This window comes from Sinorhizobium sp. B11, assembly GCA_039725955.1.
Lineage (GTDB): Bacteria > Pseudomonadota > Alphaproteobacteria > Rhizobiales > Rhizobiaceae > Rhizobium.
Window position 1 is genome coordinate 1,658,911 of the sequence record CP091034.1, and the last position, 23,113, is coordinate 1,682,023.

Annotated in this window: 24 protein-coding genes and 5 tRNA genes; 16 read left to right on the plus strand and 13 right to left on the minus strand. The window is 58.4% G+C overall.

The genetic code is table 11. The features are described 5' to 3' along the window. Positions 1–71 precede the first annotated feature (71 nt). A complete protein-coding gene (gene recJ / locus LVY75_18095) occupies positions 72–1,874 on the plus strand; it encodes a single-stranded-DNA-specific exonuclease RecJ (protein ID XAZ25082.1) in 1,803 nt (600 codons plus the stop codon). Between the two features lie 14 nt (positions 1,875–1,888). On the opposite strand, the gene LVY75_18100 is transcribed toward recJ, so the two are convergent. The 6 genes from LVY75_18100 to gloA form a co-directional block, all read right to left on the minus strand. Continuing rightward, entirely contained in the window at positions 1,889–3,058 is a 1,170-nt protein-coding gene (locus LVY75_18100) for a TMEM43 family protein (GenBank protein ID XAZ25083.1), read from the minus strand. Between the two features lie 306 nt (positions 3,059–3,364). Beyond that, positions 3,365–3,439, minus strand: a tRNA-Glu gene (locus LVY75_18105). 338 nt (positions 3,440–3,777) lie between these two features. Continuing rightward, positions 3,778–3,852 (minus strand) — tRNA-Glu (locus tag LVY75_18110). Positions 3,853–3,926: 74 nt separating this feature from the next. Beyond that, positions 3,927–4,001, minus strand: a tRNA-Glu gene (locus LVY75_18115). Between the two features lie 194 nt (positions 4,002–4,195). Then, entirely contained in the window at positions 4,196–5,293 is a 1,098-nt protein-coding gene (locus LVY75_18120; protein XAZ25084.1) for a D-Ala-D-Ala carboxypeptidase family metallohydrolase, read from the minus strand. Between the two features lie 101 nt (positions 5,294–5,394). Then, positions 5,395–5,835, minus strand: a complete 441-nt coding sequence (gloA, locus tag LVY75_18125; GenBank protein ID XAZ25085.1) for a lactoylglutathione lyase — start codon at positions 5,833–5,835, stop codon at positions 5,395–5,397. A gap of 194 nt (positions 5,836–6,029) precedes the next feature. On the opposite strand from gloA, the gene LVY75_18130 reads away from it, so the two are divergent. The 7 genes from LVY75_18130 to LVY75_18160 all read left to right on the plus strand — a co-directional run bounded on the left by LVY75_18130 (position 6,030) and on the right by LVY75_18160 (position 10,361). Beyond that, positions 6,030–6,608, plus strand: a complete 579-nt coding sequence (locus LVY75_18130) for a CspA family cold shock protein (GenBank protein ID XAZ25086.1) — start codon at positions 6,030–6,032, stop codon at positions 6,606–6,608. Continuing rightward, positions 6,608–7,096 carry a DUF192 domain-containing protein gene (locus LVY75_18135; GenBank protein XAZ25087.1) on the plus strand — a complete coding sequence of 163 codons (489 nt, stop codon included), beginning with the start codon at positions 6,608–6,610 and terminating at the stop codon, positions 7,094–7,096. Before LVY75_18130 ends, LVY75_18135 begins: the two co-directional genes overlap by 1 nt. An 83-nt stretch (positions 7,097–7,179) precedes the next feature. Continuing rightward, positions 7,180–7,256, plus strand: a tRNA-Pro gene (locus LVY75_18140). A 634-nt stretch (positions 7,257–7,890) separates the two neighbouring features. Beyond that, complete coding sequence (locus LVY75_18145; protein ID XAZ25088.1) at positions 7,891–8,196, plus strand: ETC complex I subunit; 306 nt, start codon at positions 7,891–7,893, stop codon at positions 8,194–8,196. Positions 8,197–8,250: 54 nt separating this feature from the next. Beyond that, positions 8,251–8,327 (plus strand) — tRNA-Arg (locus LVY75_18150). Positions 8,328–9,490: 1,163 nt separating this feature from the next. After that, positions 9,491–10,021 (plus strand): DUF4231 domain-containing protein, encoded by a 531-nt coding sequence (locus LVY75_18155; protein ID XAZ25089.1) that lies wholly within the window; start codon positions 9,491–9,493, stop codon positions 10,019–10,021. A 64-nt stretch (positions 10,022–10,085) separates the two neighbouring features. Further along, positions 10,086–10,361, plus strand: a complete 276-nt coding sequence (locus tag LVY75_18160) for a hypothetical protein (GenBank protein XAZ25090.1) — start codon at positions 10,086–10,088, stop codon at positions 10,359–10,361. A 14-nt stretch (positions 10,362–10,375) separates the two neighbouring features. Here the strand turns inward: LVY75_18160 and LVY75_18165 are convergent, their stop codons facing one another. Then, positions 10,376–10,900 carry a DUF992 domain-containing protein gene (locus tag LVY75_18165; protein XAZ25091.1) on the minus strand — a complete coding sequence of 175 codons (525 nt, stop codon included), beginning with the start codon at positions 10,898–10,900 and terminating at the stop codon, positions 10,376–10,378. Between the two features lie 188 nt (positions 10,901–11,088). Here LVY75_18165 and LVY75_18170 point away from each other — a divergent pair, with 188 nt between their 5' ends. Both LVY75_18170 and LVY75_18175 read left to right on the plus strand, forming a co-directional pair. After that, entirely contained in the window at positions 11,089–11,262 is a 174-nt protein-coding gene (locus LVY75_18170; GenBank protein ID XAZ25092.1) for a hypothetical protein, read from the plus strand. A gap of 275 nt (positions 11,263–11,537) precedes the next feature. Beyond that, the gene (locus LVY75_18175) at positions 11,538–12,257 is read left to right on the plus strand and encodes a hypothetical protein (protein XAZ25093.1); all 720 of its coding nucleotides are present in this window, start codon (positions 11,538–11,540) and stop codon (positions 12,255–12,257) included. Between the two features lie 63 nt (positions 12,258–12,320). On the opposite strand, the gene LVY75_18180 is transcribed toward LVY75_18175, so the two are convergent. From LVY75_18180 to LVY75_18195, 4 genes are all read right to left on the minus strand, one after another. Then, positions 12,321–13,094, minus strand: a complete 774-nt coding sequence (locus LVY75_18180; protein ID XAZ25094.1) for an amino acid ABC transporter ATP-binding protein — start codon at positions 13,092–13,094, stop codon at positions 12,321–12,323. A gap of 15 nt (positions 13,095–13,109) precedes the next feature. After that, positions 13,110–14,255, minus strand: a complete 1,146-nt coding sequence (locus LVY75_18185; GenBank protein XAZ25095.1) for an amino acid ABC transporter permease — start codon at positions 14,253–14,255, stop codon at positions 13,110–13,112. A 1-nt stretch (position 14,256) separates the two neighbouring features. Next, positions 14,257–15,459: an amino acid ABC transporter permease gene (locus tag LVY75_18190; GenBank protein XAZ25096.1), complete on the minus strand. Its 1,203-nt coding sequence runs from the start codon at positions 15,457–15,459 to the stop codon at positions 14,257–14,259. A gap of 104 nt (positions 15,460–15,563) precedes the next feature. After that, a complete protein-coding gene (locus LVY75_18195) occupies positions 15,564–16,589 on the minus strand; it encodes an amino acid ABC transporter substrate-binding protein (GenBank protein XAZ25097.1) in 1,026 nt (341 codons plus the stop codon). 380 nt (positions 16,590–16,969) lie between these two features. On the opposite strand from LVY75_18195, the gene LVY75_18200 reads away from it, so the two are divergent. Next, the gene (locus tag LVY75_18200; GenBank protein ID XAZ25098.1) at positions 16,970–18,160 is read left to right on the plus strand and encodes a cystathionine beta-lyase; all 1,191 of its coding nucleotides are present in this window, start codon (positions 16,970–16,972) and stop codon (positions 18,158–18,160) included. Positions 18,161–18,175: 15 nt separating this feature from the next. Here the strand turns inward: LVY75_18200 and LVY75_18205 are convergent, their stop codons facing one another. Then, positions 18,176–19,324: an FAD-dependent monooxygenase gene (locus tag LVY75_18205; protein XAZ25099.1), complete on the minus strand. Its 1,149-nt coding sequence runs from the start codon at positions 19,322–19,324 to the stop codon at positions 18,176–18,178. 28 nt (positions 19,325–19,352) lie between these two features. Beyond that, a complete protein-coding gene (locus tag LVY75_18210) occupies positions 19,353–19,598 on the minus strand; it encodes a zinc-finger domain-containing protein (GenBank protein ID XAZ25100.1) in 246 nt (81 codons plus the stop codon). A 146-nt stretch (positions 19,599–19,744) separates the two neighbouring features. Between LVY75_18210 and LVY75_18215 the strand changes: the two genes are divergently transcribed. The 5 genes from LVY75_18215 (at position 19,745) to clpS (ending at position 23,105) form a co-directional block, all read left to right on the plus strand. Then, entirely contained in the window at positions 19,745–20,530 is a 786-nt protein-coding gene (locus tag LVY75_18215) for an alpha/beta hydrolase (protein XAZ25101.1), read from the plus strand. Between the two features lie 131 nt (positions 20,531–20,661). Further along, positions 20,662–21,495: a serine O-acetyltransferase gene (gene cysE / locus LVY75_18220; protein ID XAZ25102.1), complete on the plus strand. Its 834-nt coding sequence runs from the start codon at positions 20,662–20,664 to the stop codon at positions 21,493–21,495. A gap of 137 nt (positions 21,496–21,632) precedes the next feature. Further along, positions 21,633–21,836, plus strand: coding sequence for a DUF3126 family protein (locus LVY75_18225; GenBank protein ID XAZ25103.1), 204 nt, complete (start codon positions 21,633–21,635; stop codon positions 21,834–21,836). Positions 21,837–22,122: 286 nt separating this feature from the next. Then, positions 22,123–22,491 carry a phasin family protein gene (locus tag LVY75_18230; GenBank protein ID XAZ25104.1) on the plus strand — a complete coding sequence of 123 codons (369 nt, stop codon included), beginning with the start codon at positions 22,123–22,125 and terminating at the stop codon, positions 22,489–22,491. Between the two features lie 263 nt (positions 22,492–22,754). Beyond that, on the plus strand, positions 22,755–23,105 hold the full coding sequence (gene clpS / locus LVY75_18235; protein XAZ25750.1) for an ATP-dependent Clp protease adapter ClpS: 351 nt from the start codon (positions 22,755–22,757) through the stop codon (positions 23,103–23,105). Positions 23,106–23,113: the final 8 nt, after the last annotated feature.

The following is a 23,113-nucleotide window of genomic DNA, read 5'->3' on the forward strand; positions in this document are numbered from 1 at the left end:
GCCTGAAATCAACCGCTTTGCTATCCGTCCCGCATCTGTAAAAAGGGCAGATGATGAAAGCGGAGTTTGGCATGGCAGATCAGGTCGATCCGGTACCGCGCGCCTTCCTTGGCGTCGAAAAATCGGTTCTCGACAATCGCTGGGTTTCGCGCCTTGATCAGGCCGGGCAGAACCGCGCGCTCGCCATGTCGCAGATGCATGGTTTACCGGATCTGATCGCACGCGTCCTTGCCGGCCGCGGTGTGACCGTCGACGAGGCCGTCGAATTTCTGGATCCGACGATCCGCAGCCTCATGCCCGATCCCTACAAGCTGACGGATTGCGAGAGGGCGGCCAAGCGTATTGCGGCTGCGATCCGTGATGGCGAGCCGGTCGCGATCTTCGGCGACTATGATGTCGATGGCGCGGCATCCTCCGCACTCATGTATCGTTTCCTGACCCATTTCGGCATCAAGGCGCATATCTACATTCCCGATCGCATCTTCGAAGGTTACGGCCCCAATCCAACAGCCATCAATCAGCTGATCGACAATGGCGCTAACCTGATCGTCACGGTCGATTGCGGCTCCACCAGCCATGAGGCGCTGGCTGCTGCCGCGGACCGCAACATCGATGTCGTCGTCGTCGATCACCATCAGGTGACACATGAGCTGCCGCCTTGCCATTCCCTCGTCAATCCAAACCGCGAAGACGATCTTTCCGGTCTGGGCCACCTTTGCGCGGCCGGCGTCGTCTTCATGGTGCTTGTCGCAACGCTGCGCCTGCTGCGCGAGGCAGGCGACAAGCGCATCCTCGCGATAGATCTCCTGCAGTGGCTGGATATCGTGGCACTTGCAACCGTCTGCGATGTCGTGCCCCTCAAGGGCCTCAACCGTGCCTATGTGGTCAAGGGACTAGTCGCCGCGCGCCACCAGAGCAATGCCGGCCTCGCGGCGCTATTCCGCAAGGCGGGCCTTGCTGGCCCGGCTACGCCCTATCATTTCGGCTTCCTGATCGGCCCGCGCATCAATGCCGGCGGGCGAATCGGCGATGCAGCGCTTGGAAGCCGTCTGCTGACGCTTGATGATGCCGTAGAGGCCGAAGCTATCGCCCAGCGGCTGGATGAGCTCAACCGCGAGCGTCAGGCCATGGAAGCCATCATGCTGCAGGAGGCCGAAGCCGAATCACTTGCCGAATACGGAGACGGCGAGGGCGCTTCCGTCATCGTTACCGCCCATGAGAAATGGCATCCCGGTATTGTCGGCCTTATTGCCGCGCGCCTGAAGGAAAGGTTCAAGCGACCTGCCTTCGCCATCGCCTTCGATCCATCCGGCAGGGGTACCGGCTCGGGCCGCTCGATCAATGGCTTCGACATGGGCAGGATGGTGCGCGCCGCGGTCGATGAGGGACTGCTCGTCAAGGGCGGCGGTCACGCCATGGCGGCAGGTCTGACTGTCGAGCGTAGCAAGCTCGGTCTCTTGCGCGCCTTCTTCACCGAGAAGGCACAGAAGACGGTCTCGGCCCTTGTCGCCAACGAAACGCTGAAGATCGATGGTGCCATCGCTGCAAGCGGCGCGACCATTGAGCTCATCGACCGTCTGGAAACCGCAGGCCCCTATGGCTCGGGACATTCCCAGCCGGTCTTTGCCGTGCCGGCGCATCGTGTGCGTGATTCCCGTCTGGTCGGCGAACGGCACGTGAAAGTGACATTGGAAGCCATGGATGGCGCGCGCCTTGACGGCATCGCCTTCAGGGCCGCGGAGACTCCGCTCGGCAACCTGCTCCTCAACTCACGCGGCGCCAATCTGCATGTCGCAGGCTCTCTCGGTGCTGAACATTATCAGGGCTCGCGCAGGATCCAGCTGCGCATCAGTGATGGCGCGCCGGCCAAGTGACCGCCCCAAGGCCATCAGGCCGGCTGCGGCTGTGACAACGGCGCCTTTCTGCGAAGGCGGCTTACGGCCAGGGCGAGCAATAGACCGCCCGCGATGATGCCGACGGCAAGCAGCGGCCTGTAGGCGAACCAGGCAATGGCGATGACAACAGGGCCGATCAGCAGTGTCAGCACGAAGGCCGCGATGCTCGTACCCAAGCCAATGACCGTGCCGATAAATGGAATCAGGTCGCCAAGAATGGGCAGGAGCCCAAACATCAGCTTGAAGCTGATGAACAAGCCGATGAGACCGGCAATGCGCACAAGCCAGGTGATGATATTGTTTTCACTCTCGGCCGATTGAAACATCCGGCTGGCATCCACATTGCCGACAGCGGTCAGGAAGATATCGCGGTGGTTCGTCGTTTCGTAGGGAACGAGTTCGCTATGATTCTGCTTGCCGACAACGCTTGCCGTTTCCAGGTCGATCCGATGATAGCTGATCCTGAGGTCGCCGATGGCAGGCAGGTTTTCGTTCACGCCGATATAGGCACCCTCTGCATTTCGCTTTGCCGGCCGGCCAGCGCCAATCTCTGCTCCTATGCGCTGCACGTCGCTGTCAGCGAGCGCGAGGCGTGAAGAGTAGCCGATGCCTGCCATGTTCTTGCCAGGCACGGAGAAGACGCCGACATGGGCCGTATTTGCGGTGAAGGTAGCGCCGTCAGGCATGCCGGTTGGATTTTGATGGTCATCCGGTTGCTTGAAGCGGCTCGAATCGACCACATCCGGGCTCCATTCCCTCGTGTAGGAATAGGTGGTCGTCGTCTCCTCGCCGCCGCCCAGTGTCTTTTTGGTCTGGCTCTCGCTCTTTTCCACCCACTGATACATCTCGACTTCGCGGGAGAGACCCACAGCGCCATCGGCGGTGATGCCGAATTGACTGTCCTGCGGGAGCTGATCGGATTTCACCACCCCGCTGATATGGACCAGCTTGCCTTCATTGGCCGGATCGACAGCCATACCATCGACCGAAATCACCTGTGACGCACCTTCGGAGAGGGCGCGATAGGTCTGGATCGCACGCCCTTCGTTCCAGATCAGCAGCCAGATACATCCGATAAGCAGGACAAGGCCGACCAGTGCACCCGTCAGCGCGCTTTTGATGCGCGCAAACCACGAAGTATAGGTCGTGTCCGTATAGCTCATGTCCGAAATCACCCGTCGCCGAGAGGCCTGTTGGATTGGCGGTCTGCAAAAATATTTCAATAAACTAAGCGACGACCGCTAATCCCCGGTAAATGCCGAAAATGATTCTTGGCTTGTCATGCCATTGAAAACAATGACCTTTCGACAAAGCCGCCGAGAGGAGCCAGAAACCGAACTTTGCGTCACAGAAAGCAGTGCCGGATGGGGGAAATGTCACCCCATTTGCCTCATCAATTCGCATGGCAGGCGTAGCTGCGCCCGCAAAGGCAACACTATGAAAAATACGGGGAAATAACAAGGAGACAGTGGCACGCCCTAGGGGAGTCGAACCCCTCTTTACAGAATGAAAATCTGTCGTCCTAACCGATAGACGAAGGGCGCGTGCTCTGTGGTGGCGCCCTTATAGTCAGCACCTTTCTGCGCCGCAAGCGGCAAAATGAGAATTTTTTACCGGATTATGCAGATTTTTTCCGGGCTTGTGGAAAAGTGGGAACCACACGGCCCTGCAGTCCCGTGCGGAGGCGCTGGAAATGCCCGGTCGCCTTACGCCCGGATGAAGGACACTCCATCTATTCGATCCGCCCATCAGGCTTTCCGAGAATCGATTCCGAATTTCGGGCCGATGCTGGAATGGGAACGTGTAAGACGAAGCATCAGCCGCTCGAGAGCTTCGACTCATCTGGTCTGCTCGATGGCAGCCACGGGATTCTCAGAGATTCTGGTACGCCCTAGGGGAGTCGAACCCCTCTTTACAGAATGAGAATCTGTCGTCCTAACCGATAGACGAAGGGCGCAGGCACTCAGCTCAAATAGGAAGGCGCAAGGCTTTCCACAAGCGGTAGATAGGACATCGGATTGGAAGAAGAAGTGGCACGCCCTAGGGGAGTCGAACCCCTCTTTACAGAATGAAAATCTGTCGTCCTAACCGATAGACGAAGGGCGCGTGCTGTGGTGGCGCCCTTATAGTCAGGCACTTTCGATCCCGCAAGCGGCAAATTCGAAATTTTTCAAAAAAATGACAGGCCGTATCCGCATGTGGAAAATGTAGATTATTGCAGCCGAATCAAAGAGCTGCGGCGGGAGCCGGAATCGGGTTCCGGCCGCTTCACTCAACGTCAGGCTTTCAGAGGTTGAAGGTCAGATCGCTCTTGCCGAAGCGATCGGCGCGCTCTTGCGGCCGCAACCCCAGTTCCAGTCGCGGGCATTGCCCGTGTCCAGGTGGACCGAATCCGTATGGCAATAGGTGCCGACGCCGCCGCGGTTCGGGAGTGACCGGATATATTGGGCGATATCCCATTTGCTGATGCCGTCGATCTGGATGTCGGCTGCTTCGCAGCTCTTGTGCATCGATTCTTCGGCGCCCCCGACTTCACGATTGTGCTGAGGGTCGCGGTAACCGGATGTGACGACGACTGGCTTGCCGAAATGAGTCTCGACTGTCTTGATGACCCGCATGAGATCAGGCTTGAAACAGCCGACCTGGACGCTGTCGTTCTGCACATGCAGGCCGTTTGGCGCGACGCGCGTCATCCCAGGCAGCGATGCCTTCTGCAAAAGCCCGGAAAGGCTGCTGAGCAGGTTCTGCTTCGGCGCGCTGTAGAGCGCATTCATGGTCGATCCCGGAATGTTTCCGCCGGCAAGCGAGGCGGTCTGCACGGGCGCGATCTTCGTGCTGGTATTCTGCGATGATTGCTGTGGCAGCATCTCGCCCTGTTGCGGCTCGGGCGGCGCGCTGAACACGCTCGATCTTGGGCCGGCGTTCAGTGGCGCATAGGCGTTCCCACCCTGCGGCTGGATGATCGTCGAGGTCGAATTGTTCTGCGGCGGCGGCTGGCGATCGGAGAAGATGCTCATTGCCTGCGCGTTGATTCGCGTCGACTGCATGACCAGACCACCGATATTGGCCGGTTGCTGCTGCTGTTGCATTGACGGATCGACGGGTGCCGCAGCCGTTGCCGCATTCGGATCCTGCACTGCTGCCTGCGGATTGACGCCGGAAACATTGGTCAGCATCGGATCGCGATAGAGCTGTTTCGGCGCGGGGGACGATGCGGCAGGCATTGCCGCTGCAAGCCGTGGTGCCGGCTGTCCCTCCGCAGCCGGTGTGGCGACGGCGGCCGAATCAAGCGCCTTCTTGTCGGAGACGCATCCGGAAAGCGCCAGGATAGAGCCGGCGATCAACAAAGCTCCGATAGCCTGCCGGCTCGGAGGGGCAATCTTGTTGTTTCTGGTCAACCGAGAAATCTCCGGTGAATGCGGAAGGCGCTCGAAAGCGCGCTTCCGTTACGATTGGGCCGGAGAGTGCCTTGTGAAGCTTGCCCGCAGCTTGGCTCGGCTTACCAGGCGCCGGTATTGCCCATGGAAAGCCAGGGTTCGGCCGGGGCCAGTTTTTCGCCCTTCTGCAGGATCTCTATCGAGATGCCGTCGGGCGAGCGTACGAAGGCCATGTTGCCGTCGCGCGGGGGGCGGTTAATCGTAATACCATTATCCATCAACTTCTGGCAGATCGCGTAGATGTCATCCACCTCATAGGCGAGGTGACCGAAATTGCGTCCTCCGGTATAATCTTCCGTGTCCCAGTTATAAGTGAGCTCCAGACAGGGGGCTTTCTCGCTGCGGGCGCGGTCGAGATCATCGCGAGCGGCCAGGAAAACGAGCGTGAAGCGGCCCTTCTCGTTCTCATGGCGGCGGATTTCCTCGAGTCCGAAGAGTGTAGTGTAAAAATGGAGGGAAGCGTCGAGGTCTTTGACGCGAACCATGGTGTGGAGATAACGCATTGTGTTTCCTCTCTCTATTTAGGCTAGCCCATCTGGAGTAACAGACACCAGCTTCGGGCAAGTCATCTCGATAAAATGTACAGTTGGGAATAACCGAAAACTAGGACTTGCGCTTATCCGTTACCAAGATGTTAATCTTGATTTCAAGAATCAGTTAACCGTAACAGTGTGACGCGTATTGAGGGGCTGGCGACATGGCTGACAGGATTTCATCGAATGGCTTCACCGACATTGAAGAGTTGTCGGCGGAACCGGTTGACCTCGTTGAAATCACCGGCGTGGTGAAATGGTTCGACGTGGCCAAGGGCTTTGGCTTCATCGTACCAGACAATGGCATGCAGGATGTACTGCTGCACGTGACCTGCCTGCGCCGCGATGGCTACCAGACCATCCTTGAGGGCACCCGCATCGTCGCGCTCATCCAGCGTCGCGAACGTGGCTACCAGGCTTTCAAGATCCTTTCCATGGATCAATCGACTGCGGTCCATCCGTCGCAGCTGCCGCCGGTTCGCACCCACGTGCAGGTCACGGCAACGAGCGGCCTCGAGCGCGCTCTGGTGAAGTGGTTCAACCGCACCAAGGGCTTCGGCTTCCTGACCCGCGGTGAGGGTACGGAAGACATCTTCGTGCATATGGAAACGCTGCGCCGCTTCGGCCTGACCGAACTGCGCCCCGGCCAGGTGGTGCTCGTGCGTTTCGGCGACGGCGAGAAGGGCCTGATGGCCGCCGAGATCCATCCTGACGTTCCGAGCCCGGTTGGCCGGTCTCACTGATGCGCAGCCTGTTTTCTGTTGAGATGATGAGAAGCGCCTTCTTGGCGCTTTTTTTCATCGCCGCCCTGCCGGCATTCGCGCAGCAGGACATGCGCTTCGACAAAGAACCGCTGATCATCCAGACGACCGCCGGCAAGATGCTGCACTTCACCGTGGAGATCGCCGCCACCGGCGAGCAGCGCGCCTACGGCCTGATGTTCCGCAAGTCGATGGCCGAAAACGCCGGCATGATCTTCGATTTCGGCGTATCGCGGCGTGTGACCATGTGGATGGAAAATACCGTCCTGCCCCTCGACATGCTGTTTGCAGACGACAGGGGCGTGATCACCCATATCAAGGAAGACGCCACGCCTTATTCCCGCGACATCATCGATTCGATGGGGGAGGTCCGCTATGTGGTCGAGGTGAACGCCGGCGTCGCCCGCAAGCTCAATATCCGCCCCGGCGATCGCCTCGTCAGCGCCACGATAACGAAAAAGGCGAAGTAAGCCTGTGAAATCTGCCGGGTCCGGTGGATTTATGGGGTTGCTAGGGCAGGGGGAAGCGTGTATTCCCGCTGCCATCAACGGCTCGGAGTGTAGCGCAGTCTGGTAGCGCATCTGGTTTGGGACCAGAGGGTCGGGAGTTCGAATCTCTCCACTCCGACCATTATTCTCCCAATATTTTCCGCAATTTGAGTCAGTCTCGCATCTGACCGATGCCTTATGGGTATAGGCCCGATCTTTGGCTCGCGAGTTCGCAATTGGGAAGATGGTGACGATGTCATCGATGTCGCGAAGCACGCCTATCCAGGCGTGCCGTGATTCAGCCCTGAGCAAGCAGGCCGACATACTGAGCATAGCTGATCACTGCATAAAAAAACGCAGTGATGGTAGCACCGATCATGATGGCATGAAATTCTGCAGAGGTTCTCATAGCTCGCACCCGTGTCACAACGGTTGGTAGGCACCCTAGTCGCCTCCGCCGGTCATAACAATTAGAAAGCGATCAAAACATGCAACAATCCGAAACATATCGGATCGTGTGACAAGATTGCCCGCTTATCCACACCCGGCTGCGAACAAGGGCTGCGCTCAAGCGCTCAATCCAATAAACGCGCCACGAGACATTCGGTTTCGTTGCTCAGTCACTGCAGTGGCAAAGGCGCTTTTCCCTTGAAAAAACGGGGATTCGCGGATAAGCAAAATTCACTTCTTCCTGCCATCTTCGGTGTGGAAGCGGCCTGTCCCTTGGCCGAGTTATGAAAGGCGGGAAATGCCCGCATATCGGAGGCGCCGCAGTCATGTCTGCTAAGATCTATCGTCCGGCCAAGACCGCAATGCAGTCCGGTAAGGCCAAGACCCACCTCTGGGTGCTGGAATTCGATCAGGAGCAGCCGCGCAAGATCGACCCGATCATGGGCTACACATCTTCAGGCGACATGCGCCAGCAGGTGAAGCTGACCTTCGAAACGCAGGAACTCGCCGAAGCCTACGCCAAGCGCAACGGCGTCGAATATCGTGTCATCCCGCCGAAGGATCCTGTTCGCCAGGTGGTCGCTTACCCGGATAATTTCCGCTATACCCGCACGCAGCCCTGGACGCACTGATCCGTCCGAGGTTCAGGAACAGAAATGCTGGTGCCGTTCGTGGCGGCATCCAGAGGCCCCTTAGCTCAACTGGATAGAGCAGCTGCCTTCTAAGCAGCAGGTCGCAGGTTCGAGTCCTGCAGGGGTCGCCATCTTTTCAATAGCTTAGCAGACCACTTTTCTTGACTGTTCGCTTTGGGGTAACAGCAGCAGCAAGCAATGCTTTTGCAATCTCGACGCCAGAGCCATCGAAGGCTTCAGGGTATGGCAGGAGACAAAAGACAGACCGTCATCTCGCGCTGAGATGAAGAGGCTCTTCCAGCGCGCCGCGCCGTTGCACCTGAAGCCAGGGGCACCGCCGAATTGTCACCCATCCCGAACCTCCACCCAGAAATGCAATCAAAAATTGCATTGCTTGCTGCAGATGTCGAGCGCCCTGGGTCACATCACGCGAAAATTTTCAGCCGATCAGAAGGCAGGACCATGACAGGCAGACGTACCGAGGCGGGCTTCGTCGTAGCCGCGATTGGTGGTGGCCGGCATGAAAGCGTTACCGCGGTTGGCTCGTGCGCCGCTGGTCGACGATACGACCATCTCTTTGACGTATGCTGATCTCGTAGCTCACCCCGCGGCGGACTCCGCGATAGGTAAAGTACCTGCCGCGGCAATTAACCTGACGGACGCCGCGAAAGCCTCGCGTACGAAGCAGCCGCGCACCCTGAGGGCAGGATATACCTCGTCCGTGGTTTAGGCTGGTGCCGGAGCCGACGATAACCTGAGCGCTCGCTACTCGGGGAACCGCGACCGGTGAGACAAAGGAAGCCAGAGCAAGCGTACATGAGAGAAGCGAAGATCCAAGAAGAGACTTGATACTCATAATCAACCTCCGGGTTAGCCGCGAAAAAATCAGGCTATGAGAAGGTCGCCTAAGTTGTGAGTCAATACAAGATGTGAAGGTCATGCGGTCGTGTGGCTGCCTGGGGCGTGATCCTGTTCGAGCCGTTTTGCACCACTATAGGCCACCCCTGCGCTACGGAACGGGCTGACCCGGCGTGAAAAGCACCAGATACGCCACTGCGACAATGATCGCGATGACGAAAATCGTCAGCACGAACTTGATCATGCCCTTGCTGGCTTTTTGCTCTGTGTTGATCATGCACTAGCAACAAGCTTGGTACGAAAAAGGTTCCGGGCGATGGCGCGGATAAGCAGCAATCCGCGCGATAGAAGAAGTGTGTCATTTCTATTGGCAAATCTCAGATTGTGCGCTTCCTTATTGAGCCAGGGGAACGCCAATTGAACGAGAGGGGCCAATATGAGCGAACCGCAAATCTTATCACCGATTGCCGTGCCGGCGTCGAAACTAACGCCAGATCAGATTGGTTACGATGAGCAAGAAGACCGGCTTCTGCGGATCATCTCTGAATCTCTCGACTACTACCGCAAGCAAATCGAAAAAGCAGGAAAGTGGCATCGTAGACTGACCGTTTCCACGATGGTTCTGTCTCTTTTAGCGCCGGTTTTCGTTGCAGGGTCCGCGGCGGCGGATGCGCTAAAAATCCCGGGCGCAGCGCTCGGAGTAATCGGTGTGCTGATAACGCTCGCAATTGCAATTATAGAGGGTGTGAAGCAGATCTATAAATTTGGGGATCAGTGGTCGTCGGCCTACACCGCGAAGTTGGCTATCAGGCGAGCGCGTGATGAATACAAGTTCAACCGAATTGGTCTCGTGCCAGGTGATGATGCTTGGAAGCAAAACTACCATTCGCTTCGGGCGGCTTACGAGAGCGCTTCAAACGCGCAGACGCAGGATTTTTTCAAGACTTTGCAGCAACCCGACAAATAGAGGATTGCTTATCACTGGGGCCGGGCAATGTTTGCCGCGTGCATATCCGCCAGATCTGGAACGGATGATCCGCCGTGTCTGCTTCAAGCGCGGTTTCGAAAACCGCCAGTGGCTCGCCGATCGGCTTGAGCTTCACTATTCGAAAATCGCGATCGGACCGCGTCTTGAGCGCGCTAAGGAAGTGCGTATGATCGGTGACGTCGAGGAGAGCGTCGAGAACGGCGAATTCGATCCGAAGAAGCCGCTCAAGAAGTCCGCGCCATACCTGAAGCTGATCGCCCGGTACAACAAGGCCGGCCGCGCGACCTCAGTCGAATGCGCGGCCGGCCTTGTTTTTTAAGCCTTTTCGCCGTCTCAGCTGCCAGGCGTCAACGTCATGGAAGTGCCGGTTGCAGCCACATTGATGCCGAGCTGGCCGGTGACGCTGATGACCTGAAGATGGATCGAGCCGGACGTACCGCCGAAGAGAACGTTGGTGCCGATGCCGCCAACCAGCGTCGCTTCAGCGGTTGCGCCCTGGTAGAGGCCGGCCAACGAGCCGCGATGGTAGCCGGCGGTCGGGGCGAAGACAGCCCAAAGGAGGCGGCCGCGCGTCGTGAAACCAAGGTCGACGCCGAATTTGCGCAATGCGCCGCTATAGTGCTCCGGCGCTTCGGCATTGCTTGTCGGCTGGAAGACGCAATCGATCTGTTTGGAGGAGCCGAGCAGGTAGCCGACGCCGCCGCCGATATCGCAGCTGAGGTAGCCGATCTTTACGCCCCCGCTGACATCCGGTTCGACAGCCGGGCTTGCCCGTACCATGTCCGCGGCGCTGGCGCCCATGGCGAAGGTCTGAAGCAGTGCGGCTGTAGCGATTGTGGTTGCGAGTATCTTTTTCATCTCAATCTCCTATGGATATCGCAGGAAGGATATAGCGTCGGCTTTGTCATAACCAAGGCAGGAAAGTCTTTGCTGTTATTTTGGTTCCAGGAGCTGACTATGCCAAGCTGTCGCGGTCGTCTTTTAGGGAACCCTATTGGCCCGCATCGGTTGTCCAGATGTCCATTTTTCAAGCGATGGAGATTAGGATGAGTAAGACCAATGCAGACGATATCCGCAAGCGAACAGAGCGGCAGGTAGAGAATACCAGTGCCGGAGGACATCTTGGCGGAACTTATTTCGGCCAGCAGCCTGATGGCAAAACGGCTTCTTCCAGCAGCACAGAAGCGCGCAAGTCCCGCCCGAATGACGGTAGCAACTGACATAAAGGGACAACTGCGAGCATCGCGGCCGGCTGGAAAGGCCGGTCGCCCCTCATCCGAAAGGTGTATGTGTCTCATTGTGAAACAGGCTATGAGATTAATTTTAGAGGTCCCTAACTATTCCGCCTTTCCAGATGCTTGCCTGAAACATTCACAACCTTACGGCGTTTAATTCGAACGGGTTACGTCCACTTACGGCTGGCTCGCTCGATCGAAGGTACGCGCGTTCCTCGGTTTATCGCCGGAACTATCCGGCTCAAAAAACGGAGGAAGTCATGAAGTGCATTTCTCAAAGACGGTCGCTTGCGCTTTTCGCCTCGGCCTGCATTGCCCTGTCACTGCCTGCCGCTGCTGCGCGAGCGCTCGATCTCGGTGTTTCCGCAAATGTTGGAGGAATCAGTGCTGATGTCGGCGCGTCAACGAGTTCGCGTGGGCTGGATGCCAACGCGAACGCCTCCGCCGGCGGCGCCAACGGCGTCAATGCGGATGCCAACGCCTCCCTCGGCGGTAGCAGCGTTGCCAACGCTGACGTAGACGCGACAGTCGGTGGCAGCCGCGGGGTTGCAGCCCACGTGGATGCGGACGTCGGTGGTCGGGATGGCATCGACGCCAATGTCAATCTCGGTGCCGGCGGAAGCAATGGACTGAACGCTGACGTCAAAGCCCGCGCGCTCGGGCGCTCGGGGACGGGTGCAAACGTCAATGCCCGACTCGGCGGTGGAGGTGAAACAGGGTCTACGCTTTTCGGCCCGAACGGGTTGAATCTCGGTCTTGGACTCGGCGGTGCCGGTGCAGCCTCAGGCGCCGGTAATGGCAGTGGCACAGGCGCAGGGAGCGGCAGCACCCAGTCGGCTATCGTTCAGCGCTTTCGTGAAATGCCGGTCAATGACCAGCGTAAGCTGCTGATCCGTTGCCGGGATATATCTGTCTCCAGCGGCTATGATTCCGGCCTTGCAGGGCTTTGCGGCCTGCTGCGCTCCACGGCCTCCCGCTAGAATGCACGAAAAACCCGCCGGCACGTTAACCGGCGGGTTTTACACAATTTCAGATCGGTCCTGTTAATGCAGGATCTGGCTGAGGAACAGCTTGGTGCGCTCGTGCTGCGGATTGTCGAAGAATTCGGCCGGTGAATTCTGCTCGACGATCTGGCCCTGGTCCATGAAGATCACGCGGTTCGCAACCTGACGCGCAAAACCCATTTCGTGGGTGACGCAGAGCATGGTCATGCCTTCTTCGGCAAGGCCCACCATCGTATCCAGCACTTCCTTGATCATTTCCGGATCGAGGGCCGAGGTCGGCTCGTCGAACAGCATGATCTTCGGGTTCATGCAGAGCGAGCGGGCAATCGCCACGCGCTGCTGCTGGCCGCCCGAAAGCTGACCCGGATATTTGTTGGCCTGCTCGGGGATCTTGACGCGCCTCAGGAAGTGCATGGCGATTTCTTCGGCCTGCTTCTTCGGCATCTTGCGCACCCAGATCGGCGCCAGTGTGCAATTTTCCAGGATCGTCAGATGCGGGAAGAGGTTGAAGTGCTGGAACACCATGCCCACTTCGCGGCGCACTTCGTCGATTTTCTTGAGGTCGTTGGTCAGCTCGGTCCCATCGACGATGATCTGACCCTTCTGGTGTTCTTCCAGACGGTTGATACAGCGGATCATCGTCGACTTGCCGGAACCGGAAGGGCCGGCGATGACGATGCGCTCGCCGCGCATGACCTTGAGGTTGATATCGCGAAGAACGTGGAAGTCACCGTACCATTTGTTCATATTGATGATCTCGACGGCAACATCGGTCGCCGACACGGTCATCTTTTTTGATTGGGCTTCTGCCATTGCTTGTTCCTCTTTTTATCGTTTGTGGCCGGTGTCGAGATGACGTTCCATGAATGCTGAATAGCGTGACATGCCGAAGCAGAAAAGCCAGAAGGTGAAGCCGGCGAAAATCAGCCCGGACAGCGGCGTTACGGCGGTTGCCCAATTGGCGTCGGTGAAGTTGAGGCGAACGATGCCAAGCAGATCGAACATGCTGATGATCGATACCAGTGACGTATCCTTGAACATGCCGATGAAGGTGTTGACGATGCCGGGGATCACCAGCTTGATCGCCTGCGGTATGATGATCAGCCGCATCTTCTGCCAGTAGCCAAGGCCGAGTGAATCGGCGCCCTCGAACTGGCCCTTCGGGATTGCCTGCAGGCCGCCGCGAATGACCTCGGCCATATAGGCGGAGGCAAAGATCGATACACCCACGATCGCGCGCAGCAGTTTGTCCACTGTCCAGCCTGCCGGCAGGAAGAGCGGCAGCACGACGCTTGCCATGAAGAGCACCGTGATCAGCGGCACTCCACGCACGACCTCTATGAAAATGATGCTCACCATGCGGATGACAGGCATATGCGAGCGCCTGCCGAGAGCCAGGAGAATGCCGACCGGGAAGGAGACGACGATGCCGACAAACGAGAGCACCAGCGTCACCATCAGTCCGCCCCAGAGCGGCGTGTCGACGACCTCGAGGCCGAACCCGCCGTACAGCAGGACGAAGGAGATGACCGGCAGCACGATGAAGAGCAGGATCGCATTCAGGCCTTTGCGCGGCACTGATGGAATAAGCATCGGCACGAGCAAGAGCACGAAGAGAATGCCGACCAGCGTCGGGCGCCAGCGCTCGTCGAGCGGGTAGCGCCCGTAGATGAACTGGTCGAACTTGGCATTGACAAAGGCCCAGCAGGCACCGCTCCACCCGTCCGGCTGAATGCCGCCCTGAACTGTCGTGGCACAGAAGGTGCGGTCCGGGCCTGTCCAGACCGCCTGTACGAACAGCCAGTCGATGGCATGCGGCAAGGCCCAGGCGAGGAAGGTCACTGCCAGAAGGGTGAGGACGATATCCTTGGGTGTCGCAAGCAGGTTGCGGCGTATCCAGGCTCCGGCGCCCTTTTCTCCGGATGGCGGCGGCTCCTGCGCCAGCATGGTGGTTCTGACAAAACTATTGCTCATCTTACCTCTCCACCAGGGCCATCTTGGCATTGAACCAGTTCATCAGCAGCGAGGTGAGGATGCTGAGGCTGAGGTAGATCACTGCCCAGATCAGGATCACTTCGACCGACTGACCGGTCTGGTTGAGGGTCGTGCTCCCGACGGCGACGAGATCGGCAAAACCGATGGCAATCGCCAGCGACGAGTTCTTGGTGAGGTTCAGATACTGGCTGCTCAGCGGCGGAATGATGATGCGGAAAGCCTGCGGAATGACCACCAGGCGGGTGATTGCTGAGGGATGCAGGCCGAGTGCCGCCGCCGCCTCCGTCTGCCCTTTCGGCACGCCACGAATGCCCGAGCGCACGATCTCGGCGATGAAGGCAGCCGTATAGAAGGAAAGCGCCAGGAATAGCGACATGAATTCCGGGCCAACCACCGAGCCGCCCGTCAAATTGAATTTGCCGGCGACCGGGAAATCGAAGGAAAGCGGCGCACCTGCGATGAGGAAGGCAAGGAGCGGCAGGCCGACGATGAGGCCGACCGAGACCCAGATCGTGTGGAAGGGCTGGCCCGTTGCCGCTTGCCGGCGATGCGCCCACCGGGCGGTGACGATGGCGGCGATGATCGCGACCAGGAAAGCAATGCCGACCAGCCAGAAACCCTCGCCGAAGATCGGCTTGGGGAAGGCGAGGCCGCGATTGTTCAGATATGATCCGAGCGGCAGATGCAGCGAGTCACGGGCGTTGGGCAGGATCGCCAGAACGCCCGAATACCAGAAGAAGATTACCAGCAGCGGCGGGATGTTGCGGAAGACTTCCACATAGACTGTGCAGAGCTTTGCAATCAGCCAGTTCCGCGACAAGCGGCCGATACCGATGATGAAACCGATGATGGTCGCGGTGATGATGCCGGTAACGGCGATCAGGATAGTATTCAGAAGGCCGACGAGCAGCGCACGGCCATAGGTCGAATCACTGGAATAAGGGATCAGCGACTGGCCGACTTCGAAGCCGGCGCGACCGTTTAGAAATCCGAAACCCGATGCGATATTGGCGCGCGCCAGATTGACTGCCGTATTGTGAGCAATCGACCAGATCAGTGCGACCAGCAAGATAATGGTAAGAGCTTGGAAGAAGATGCCCCGAATTGTCGGGTCATAGAGGGCAGACTGGAAGCTCCAGCCGCTCCGAGTCAAAGACGATGAATCCGCAACCTGATGCGTCATGCCTGGCCAATTCCCCACGTTATGCGCCCCTTTTCGGAGCTTTTTTATAGGAGGATGAGGAAAGGCGGTTTCCCGCCTTTCCGGCTTTTCATGCCTGAAGCCGATTAGCGAACCGGCGGAGCGTACTGAATGCCGCCCTTGTTCCAGAGAGCGTTAAGGCCGCGTGCGATCTTCAGCGGGCTGCCCTGGCCGATGTTCTTTTCGAAGACTTCGCCATAGTTGCCGACATTCTTGACGACGTTGTAGGCCCAGTCATTGGTCAGGCCGAGGTCGGTACCGATCTTCGTATCGGCTTCCACGCCGAGGAAGCGCTTGATATCCGGGTTCGGCGAGTTCTTCATCTCGTCGACATTGGCCTGCGTGATGCCGAATTCTTCGGCATTGACCATCGCATAGCCGACCCAGCTGACAACATCGAACCACTGGTCGTCACCCTGGCGAACGGCCGGAGCAAGCGGCTCCTTGGAGATGATTTCCGGCAGGATCATGTGCTCGTCGGGGTTCTTCAGCGTCAGACGCAGTGAGTAGAGACCCGACTGGTCAGTCGTGTAGACGTCGCAACGGCCGGAGTCATAGGCAGCGTTGACTTCGTCAAGCTTCTCAAAGACCACCGGATTGTACTGCAGGTTGTTGGCCTTGAAATAGTCGGCGAGGTTGAGCTCGGTCGTGGTGCCCGACTGAACGCAAACCGATGCACCGGAAAGTTCGAGCGCCGACTTCACGTTCAGGCTCTTGCGAACCATGAAGCCCTGGCCGTCATAATAGTTGACGAAGCGGAAGTTCAGGCCGAGCGCGGTATCGCGGTTGATGGTCCAGGTCGTGTTGCGGGCAAGCACGTCGACTTCGCCGGACTGCAGGGCAGGGAAGCGGTTGGCGGCGCTGAGGGGGGTGAACTTCACCTTGTTGGGATCGCCGAAGACCGCAGCGGAAACCGCGCGGCAGAAGTCGACGTCGAAGCCCGACCAATTGCCGGACGCGTCAGGAGCAGCAAAGCCGGCAAGACCGGTATTGACGCCGCACTGAACAAAGCCTTTTGCCTTTACGTCTCCGAGAGTTGTGGCCGAAGCGGCCGAAGCGCCAAGAGCGAAAACTGCTGCGCCGACAGCTGCGGACAGGAGCTTGTACTTCATTTTTCCCAACCTTTTTTCCGTTGTCTTATATTTTATCATATTGGGGAGCGGCCGAATTGAAATTGCCCGTGTGCCTCCCCGTTTCCCGCAACCCTCCCGGCGCGAGTGGGTCTATCACAGTCGCAAATGTCACTATGGTCAAGTGTCGCGGCCAATAATTGCGGCAAATTTCAGCATTTTGACAGATTACGCTGTACGCATGGGCATTTGGCTAGAAATTGGGCGCCAAGGTGAGGAAAAATGGCGCTAAAATCGCGAGGTCAAACGTTGGCGGCTTCGCAAGGCGAGACGATCACGTCAAGTTGTAGGGGTTGACCCTGATGGCGACGGGGTTCAAAAGTTCGGGCTTCGCATACCCTCGCCAGAAGGCCATTTCCCAAATGAAAGATCTAGACAGTCTCCTGCCGGGCGCCGGCATAAATACCCGTCTTTCCCATATCGGCTATGATCCCAGCGACTATCACGGCTTCGTCAACCCGCCGGTGGTGCGTGCATCCACCGTGCTCTTTCCCGATGCCAAGTCCATGGAGACGCGCAACAAGAAATACACTTACGGCACCCGCGGGACGCCGACGACCGACGCCCTTGCCGAGGCAATCAATGCGCTCGAAGGTTCGGCCGGAACTGTGCTTGTGCCTTCCGGCCTCGCCGCCGTCACGGTCGCTATCCTTGCCTATGTAGCGGCAGGCGATCACGTCCTTATTGTCGACTCCGTATACGGTCCCACTCGCCATTTCTGCGATACTGTCCTGAAGCGCATGGGTGTCGAAGTCGACTACTTCGACCCGGCGATCGAGGCCGGCATCGAAGCGCTTTTCAAGCCGAACACCACGGTCGTGCTGACCGAAGCCCCCGGTTCCAATACCTTCGAGATGCAGGATATCCCGGCCATTGCCGCTGTGGCGCACAAGCACAGCGCCGTGGTCCTGATGGATAACACCTGGGCCACGCCTCTCTATTTCCGGCCGCTGGACTTCGGCGTCGATGTGTCCATCCATGCCTCTACCAAATATCCGTCGGGCCATTCCGACATCCTGATGGGAACGATTTCAGCCAATGCCGAGCACTGGCCGAGGCTGATCGAGACGCATGGCACGCTCGGCCTTTGCGGCGCGCCCGACGATTCCTATCAGATCCTGCGCGGCCTGCGCACGATGGGCATCCGGCTGGAGCGCCACTACGAAAGCGCACTTTCGATCGCCACGTGGCTCGAAAACCGCGAGGAGGTTGCCCGCGTCCTGCACCCGGCTCTGCCGAGCTTCCCGTCGCACCATATCTGGAAACGTGACTTCAAGGGGGCCAGCGGCATCTTCTCCTTCGTGCTTGATGTAAACGATCCGCAGAAGGCAAAGCCGAAGGCGCATGCCTTCCTCGATGCACTCTCCTATTTTGGGCTCGGCTATTCCTGGGGCGGCTATGAAAGTCTCGCCGTGCTGGTCAATCTCTCCGACCGCAAGATCGCCAAGGCACCGGTCGAAGGCCCCGTCATTCGCCTGCAGATCGGTCTTGAGGATATCGTTGATCTCAAGGCTGACATCGAGCGCGGTTTTGCGGCGGCAAACGCCGTCTGATCAACCGCTGTCGGATCAGCCGACAGGGCGGTAGCCGTAAATCCAGTCGAGATCCGCCGCGAGGCTTTGCGGCGGTTTCAGCGACAGGACAATATCCCGGCCGATCCGGATCGGTCCGCTTGCATGATAGGCAAAACGGTTGAAGGCGCCGCGCTGACGCAGCTTGGCGATGCGGGGCGCGCGGTGCCGTTCGTAGAGCGGGATGGCTTCGGAAGCCGGGCGGGTGGCGAGGAAGGCTGCGAGCTCGAATGCATCCTCGATCGCCATTGCCGCGCCCTGGGCCGCAAAGGGCATCATGGCATGTGCGGCATCGCCGATCAGCACGGTCTTGTTCCCATCCTGCCATTTGCCCGGCGTTACTTCGAACAGTGGCCAGAAAGTGATGTCGCTGTGCCGTCCGAGCAAGCCGGTGACAGACGGATGCCAGCGGCGGAAGCGTGACCGGAGAAGCTCCATTTGAGCCGGTTTCGGTTCGCCTTGCCAGACCTGCGGTAAAATGTTGCCGGCGGTGATCGCCACCATGTTGAAGCCGCCGGTTTCCTTCAGCGGATAGCACACCATATGCGCCGACGAGCCGAGCAGGGCCGAGACACTGGCAGGATCGAGAAACCCCGGTGCCTCTCCTTTTGCGATGGTAAAGCGGAAGGCGACATTTCCTGAGAATCGCGGGGCAGGGGCGCCTGGTATTGCCTGCCTCAACCGCGACCAGACCCCATCAGCGCCGATGACGACATCGGCCGGACGCTGGCCCTGCGGCAGATCCGACTCGAAGCGTATTCCCAAATGGAGCGTGCAGAGCGGATTGATGCCAACAGCACCCAGAAGCGCCTTCTGAAGCGTCTTGCGGTGCAGGACGCCGTATGGTGCTCCCCAGCGATTCCTGGCGAAGCTCCCGGCAGGAACCGCAGCGAGTTCGCGCAGCGAACTACCCGAAATCAACCGGATGGATTGCGGCTCGAGCCAGACGCCGGTCAGCTCGTCGAGAACACCGAGCTCGGCAAGCACGCGCGATGCATTGGGAGAGATTTGCAGGCCGGCACCCACCTCTGCAAGTTGGGTTGCCTGTTCGAAAATATCCGAGCTGATGCCCCGTCGCGCAAGCGCCAGAGCGGCTGTTAGCCCGGCAATTCCGGCGCCGATGATGGCGGCATGTTCGACCGGCATGGGATATCCGATCTATAGAAGAGGGAAATTACGCCGCCTTGACGTGAAAGACGCAGCCCGGCGGGTTGGTCTGGTTGGATTTCAGCGAGGCGTTGTAGCGATAGAGGGTCGAGCAATAGGAGCAGACCTTCTCATTGTCGTCGCCCATATCGATGAAGATATGCGGATGATCGAAGGGAACGGATGCGCCGGTGCACATGAATTCCTTGACGCCGACTTCGATAACGCGGTGACCGCCGTCGTTCTGGAAGTGGGGAATGCTGTGGCCGGCCATGTCTGTCTCCGAATGCTTTGAATTCTGCGCGGACCTTATAGGCCTTCGAAACAAAAGTGTAGTGCCAAAGCATGGCTCCCCTGCGAGTTTTTGGCTTCCCGCTTGGGGGGCGCTCGACTATGGTCGCGCCAAATAAGGACGGCCCGATGAACCTGAATACGCCTGCATTTTCGAGCTTCATGCATGATGGATTGAAACTCGCTTTCTTCGATGAGGGCGATCCCTCCGGCCCGCCGGTGCTCCTGATTCATGGCTTTGCCTCGTCAGCCAACGTCAATTGGGTTCATCCGGGCTGGCTGAAGACTCTGGGTGATGCCGGCTACCGTGTCATCGCCATCGACAACCGAGGTCATGGCGACAGCGACAAGCCGCGCGATGCCGAAGCTTACAGGCCGTGGTTCATGGCGGGCGATGCGATCGCTCTGCTTGATCATCTCGGTATCCCCGAGGCCAATCTGATGGGCTACTCCATGGGCGCCCGCATCTCCGTCTTTGCCGCACTTGCCCATCCGAACCGCGTCCGCTCGCTGGTGCTTGGTGGCCTCGGTATCGGCATGACGGACGGAGTGGGCGACTGGGATCCGATCGCCGATGCACTGCTTGCCCCTTCTCTGGCCGATGTCACCCATCCACGTGGCCAGATGTTCCGTGCTTTTGCCGACCAGACGAAGAGCGACCGCGAGGCGCTTGCCGCCTGCATCAAGGGGTCGCGTGATCTTGTCGCCCGCGCTGATATGGGCAAGATCGACGCGCCCACCCTGATCGGGGTCGGAACCAAGGACGATATCGCTGGTTCCCCCCAGGAGCTCGCGGCGCTGATGCCCGATGCCGAAGCGCTGGATATCCCCGGTCGCGACCACATGCTCGCCGTGGGTGACCGGGTGTTCAAAAAAGCCGTGCTGGAATTCTACGCAAAGGTTGCTGCCGGCTGATGTCGCCAGCGGGTGACATAATCGTGATCTCCAGGAAAAAGCGTTGAATCGGTGTGCCCTCGGCACCCATTTATGTTATCGGCGTTTTCCTCTATATAATCGCATCCCAACGGGAAATGAGGAGGCCGGAAATGGTCGCTAAGACGGATATCCGCACGCTGGACGCAGCCCATCCGCTGAAAGTGATGGATCCTATCTGGGACAGTCTGCGAGAAGAAGCGCGCCTTGCGGCGGAAAGCGATCCGGTGCTGGCGGCTTTCCTCTATTCGACGGCCATCAACCATCGCTCGCTTGAAGAATGTGTCATCCATCGCATCTGCGAGCGCCTCGACCATCCCGACATGCAGGCAAACCTGCTGCGCCAGACTTTTGAGGAAATGCTCGACGACTGGCCGGAATGGAGCTCGATCCTGCGCGTGGATATTCAGGCAGTCTATGATCGCGACCCCGCCTGCCTGCGTTTCATGGAAGCCGTCCTCTACTTCAAGGGCTTCCACGCCCTGCAGACGCACCGGCTGGCGCATTGGCTGCTGAACCGCGGCCGTCGCGATTTCGCGCTTTATCTGCAGAGCCGCTCCTCCAGTGTCTTCCAGACGGACATCAATCCGGCCGCCCGCATCGGCAAGGGCATCTTCCTCGACCATGCGACCGGCCTCGTGGTCGGCGAAACGGCTGTCATCGGCGACAACGTCTCCATTCTGCACGGCGTCACACTCGGTGGCACCGGCAAGGAGGGCGCCGACCGCCACCCGAAGATCGGAACGGGCGTGATGATCGGCGCGGGTGCCAAGATTCTCGGCAATATCGAGATTGGCTTCTGTTCGCGTGTTGCCGCCGGGTCGGTCGTGCTGAAGCCGGTACCGCCCAAGACGACAGTGGCCGGTGTGCCCGCCAAGGTCGTCGGCGAGGCCGGCTGCTCGGAGCCGGCACGCGTCATGGATCAGGTTATCGGCGCAGATATCTGAGCCTTCATTGGAAAAATGCGGAAAAGCGCCTAGATCCTGGCAGGGACAGTCATTGCTAACAGGATCTCGCGACCTTTACAGCGCCGCTTTACCTGTGCAAGAAGCGGCCAACCGAGATTGCTTACGGAGATGAGAGAGTGAAGCCAGAAGAAATCAAGAAGCTCGACGCCTATTTCAAACGCACGCTGAATCCGCAGATCGTGGTGAAGGCGCGCCCGCGCAAGAACGACTCCGCGGAAGTCTATATTGGCGAAGAATTTCTGGGCGTCATCTACATCGACGACGAGGACGGCGACCGTTCCTACAATTTCTCGATGGCAATTCTCGACGTCGATCTCTGATCGAACGTCACGTTGATCAAAAGCCGCGCATCGCCGGGCGATGCGCGGCTTTTTTGTTGGACGGCCGCCGCCAAATGGGCGTATTCGCCAAAATTTCTGCTAACCCTGCGGTTGCATGCGGCTGATATATTTTAGCAAAATCAATAAAAGACGGACGTGCCCAAAAATTCGGTCTCTGGCGTGAATACTGACTGCAACCACTGGATGTTTTGCAATGCACAAGACTACTTGACTCTTTGTGCGTTGCAGCTACCCTCTGCCTGCAACAGCCAATTGGAGGATGGTCATGTTCAATTTCGACGATGCGAACCGGAAGAGCAAGGAAACCGTGGACTCGGTGCTCAAGAGCTATTCCGATACCGCCAAGGGTTTTCAGGCGATCGCCTCTGAGGCGGCCGAATATTCCAAGAAGTCCTTTCAGGATGCCGTCACCCATTTCGAGACGCTGTCGGGCGTAAAGAGCTTCGAGGCGGCCTTCGAATTGCAGACCAACTATGCGAAGTCTTCCTATGAGGCTTTCATCACTGAGGCGACCAGGCTCGGCGAAATGTATGCCGATCTCGCCAAAAATGCTTATAAGCCCTACGAGACGCCGATGGCTGCCGCTGCCGCCAAGGTCTCGAAAGCCTCTCCGGTAACCCCTGCCGCCGCATAAATCTGGTGGCGCATCGCGCCCCACCTATTGAAAATCAAAGACCGGCACCGCATTTGCGGCCGGTCTTTTTTGTTTCCCGAAGCATGCTCCGGTTTTTACGCAGACTTTTTTGGCCTTTGCGTCAAGTCCTGCGGAATTGTGATTGCAGTCGGAAACAAGGGGCTTAAAATCGCTCTATTATGAACTACCTTAGTGTTTCAGATATTCGGCGGGAAAGCACCCCTCCCATGCTGCTCGCCGGATTGATTGAGGAATGAATGAAAATGATCGCCAAACCGATCCGGATGCAGAACGACAGCGAAAGGAACGGGGACAACGGAAATCGAACCTCGGTCATCACGCGCACCAAGCCGAAGACCAAGAAGCCCAACGTTTATCGCGTACTGCTTTTGAATGACGACTACACCCCAATGGAATTCGTCATCCATATCCTGGAGCGTTTTTTTCAAAAGGATCGGGAAAGTGCCACCCGCATCATGTTGCATGTCCATAACCATGGCGTCGGCGAATGCGGAATATTCACATACGAGGTAGCGGAGACCAAGGTGAGCCAGGTGATGGACTTTGCCCGGCAGCATCAGCATCCGCTGCAATGCGTCATGGAAAAGAAGTGAGGAACTGA

What these genes read in the sequence shown, in the direction of transcription:
- recJ (XAZ25082.1), top strand. Translation starts at nt 72, where the DNA reads ATGGCAGATCAGGTCGATCCGGTACCGCGCGCCTTCCTTGGCGTCGAA.
- LVY75_18145 (XAZ25088.1), top strand. Translation starts at nt 7,891, where the DNA reads ATGTCTGCTAAGATCTATCGTCCGGCCAAGACCGCAATGCAGTCCGGT.
- LVY75_18165 (XAZ25091.1), bottom strand. Translation starts at nt 10,900, where the DNA reads ATGAAAAAGATACTCGCAACCACAATCGCTACAGCCGCACTGCTTCAG.
- clpS (XAZ25750.1), top strand. Translation starts at nt 22,755, where the DNA reads ATGATCGCCAAACCGATCCGGATGCAGAACGACAGCGAAAGGAACGGG.
- LVY75_18215 (XAZ25101.1), top strand. Translation starts at nt 19,745, where the DNA reads ATGAACCTGAATACGCCTGCATTTTCGAGCTTCATGCATGATGGATTG.
- LVY75_18135 (XAZ25087.1), top strand. Translation starts at nt 6,608, where the DNA reads ATGCGCAGCCTGTTTTCTGTTGAGATGATGAGAAGCGCCTTCTTGGCG.
- LVY75_18180 (XAZ25094.1), bottom strand. Translation starts at nt 13,094, where the DNA reads ATGGCAGAAGCCCAATCAAAAAAGATGACCGTGTCGGCGACCGATGTT.
- LVY75_18210 (XAZ25100.1), bottom strand. Translation starts at nt 19,598, where the DNA reads ATGGCCGGCCACAGCATTCCCCACTTCCAGAACGACGGCGGTCACCGC.
- LVY75_18205 (XAZ25099.1), bottom strand. Translation starts at nt 19,324, where the DNA reads ATGCCGGTCGAACATGCCGCCATCATCGGCGCCGGAATTGCCGGGCTA.
- LVY75_18130 (XAZ25086.1), top strand. Translation starts at nt 6,030, where the DNA reads ATGGCTGACAGGATTTCATCGAATGGCTTCACCGACATTGAAGAGTTG.
- LVY75_18175 (XAZ25093.1), top strand. Translation starts at nt 11,538, where the DNA reads ATGAAGTGCATTTCTCAAAGACGGTCGCTTGCGCTTTTCGCCTCGGCC.
- LVY75_18155 (XAZ25089.1), top strand. Translation starts at nt 9,491, where the DNA reads ATGAGCGAACCGCAAATCTTATCACCGATTGCCGTGCCGGCGTCGAAA.
- cysE (XAZ25102.1), top strand. Translation starts at nt 20,662, where the DNA reads ATGGTCGCTAAGACGGATATCCGCACGCTGGACGCAGCCCATCCGCTG.
- LVY75_18170 (XAZ25092.1), top strand. Translation starts at nt 11,089, where the DNA reads ATGAGTAAGACCAATGCAGACGATATCCGCAAGCGAACAGAGCGGCAG.
- LVY75_18195 (XAZ25097.1), bottom strand. Translation starts at nt 16,589, where the DNA reads ATGAAGTACAAGCTCCTGTCCGCAGCTGTCGGCGCAGCAGTTTTCGCT.
- LVY75_18200 (XAZ25098.1), top strand. Translation starts at nt 16,970, where the DNA reads ATGAAAGATCTAGACAGTCTCCTGCCGGGCGCCGGCATAAATACCCGT.
- LVY75_18160 (XAZ25090.1), top strand. Translation starts at nt 10,086, where the DNA reads ATGATCCGCCGTGTCTGCTTCAAGCGCGGTTTCGAAAACCGCCAGTGG.
- LVY75_18185 (XAZ25095.1), bottom strand. Translation starts at nt 14,255, where the DNA reads ATGAGCAATAGTTTTGTCAGAACCACCATGCTGGCGCAGGAGCCGCCG.
- LVY75_18100 (XAZ25083.1), bottom strand. Translation starts at nt 3,058, where the DNA reads ATGAGCTATACGGACACGACCTATACTTCGTGGTTTGCGCGCATCAAA.
- gloA (XAZ25085.1), bottom strand. Translation starts at nt 5,835, where the DNA reads ATGCGTTATCTCCACACCATGGTTCGCGTCAAAGACCTCGACGCTTCC.
- LVY75_18190 (XAZ25096.1), bottom strand. Translation starts at nt 15,459, where the DNA reads ATGACGCATCAGGTTGCGGATTCATCGTCTTTGACTCGGAGCGGCTGG.
- LVY75_18230 (XAZ25104.1), top strand. Translation starts at nt 22,123, where the DNA reads ATGTTCAATTTCGACGATGCGAACCGGAAGAGCAAGGAAACCGTGGAC.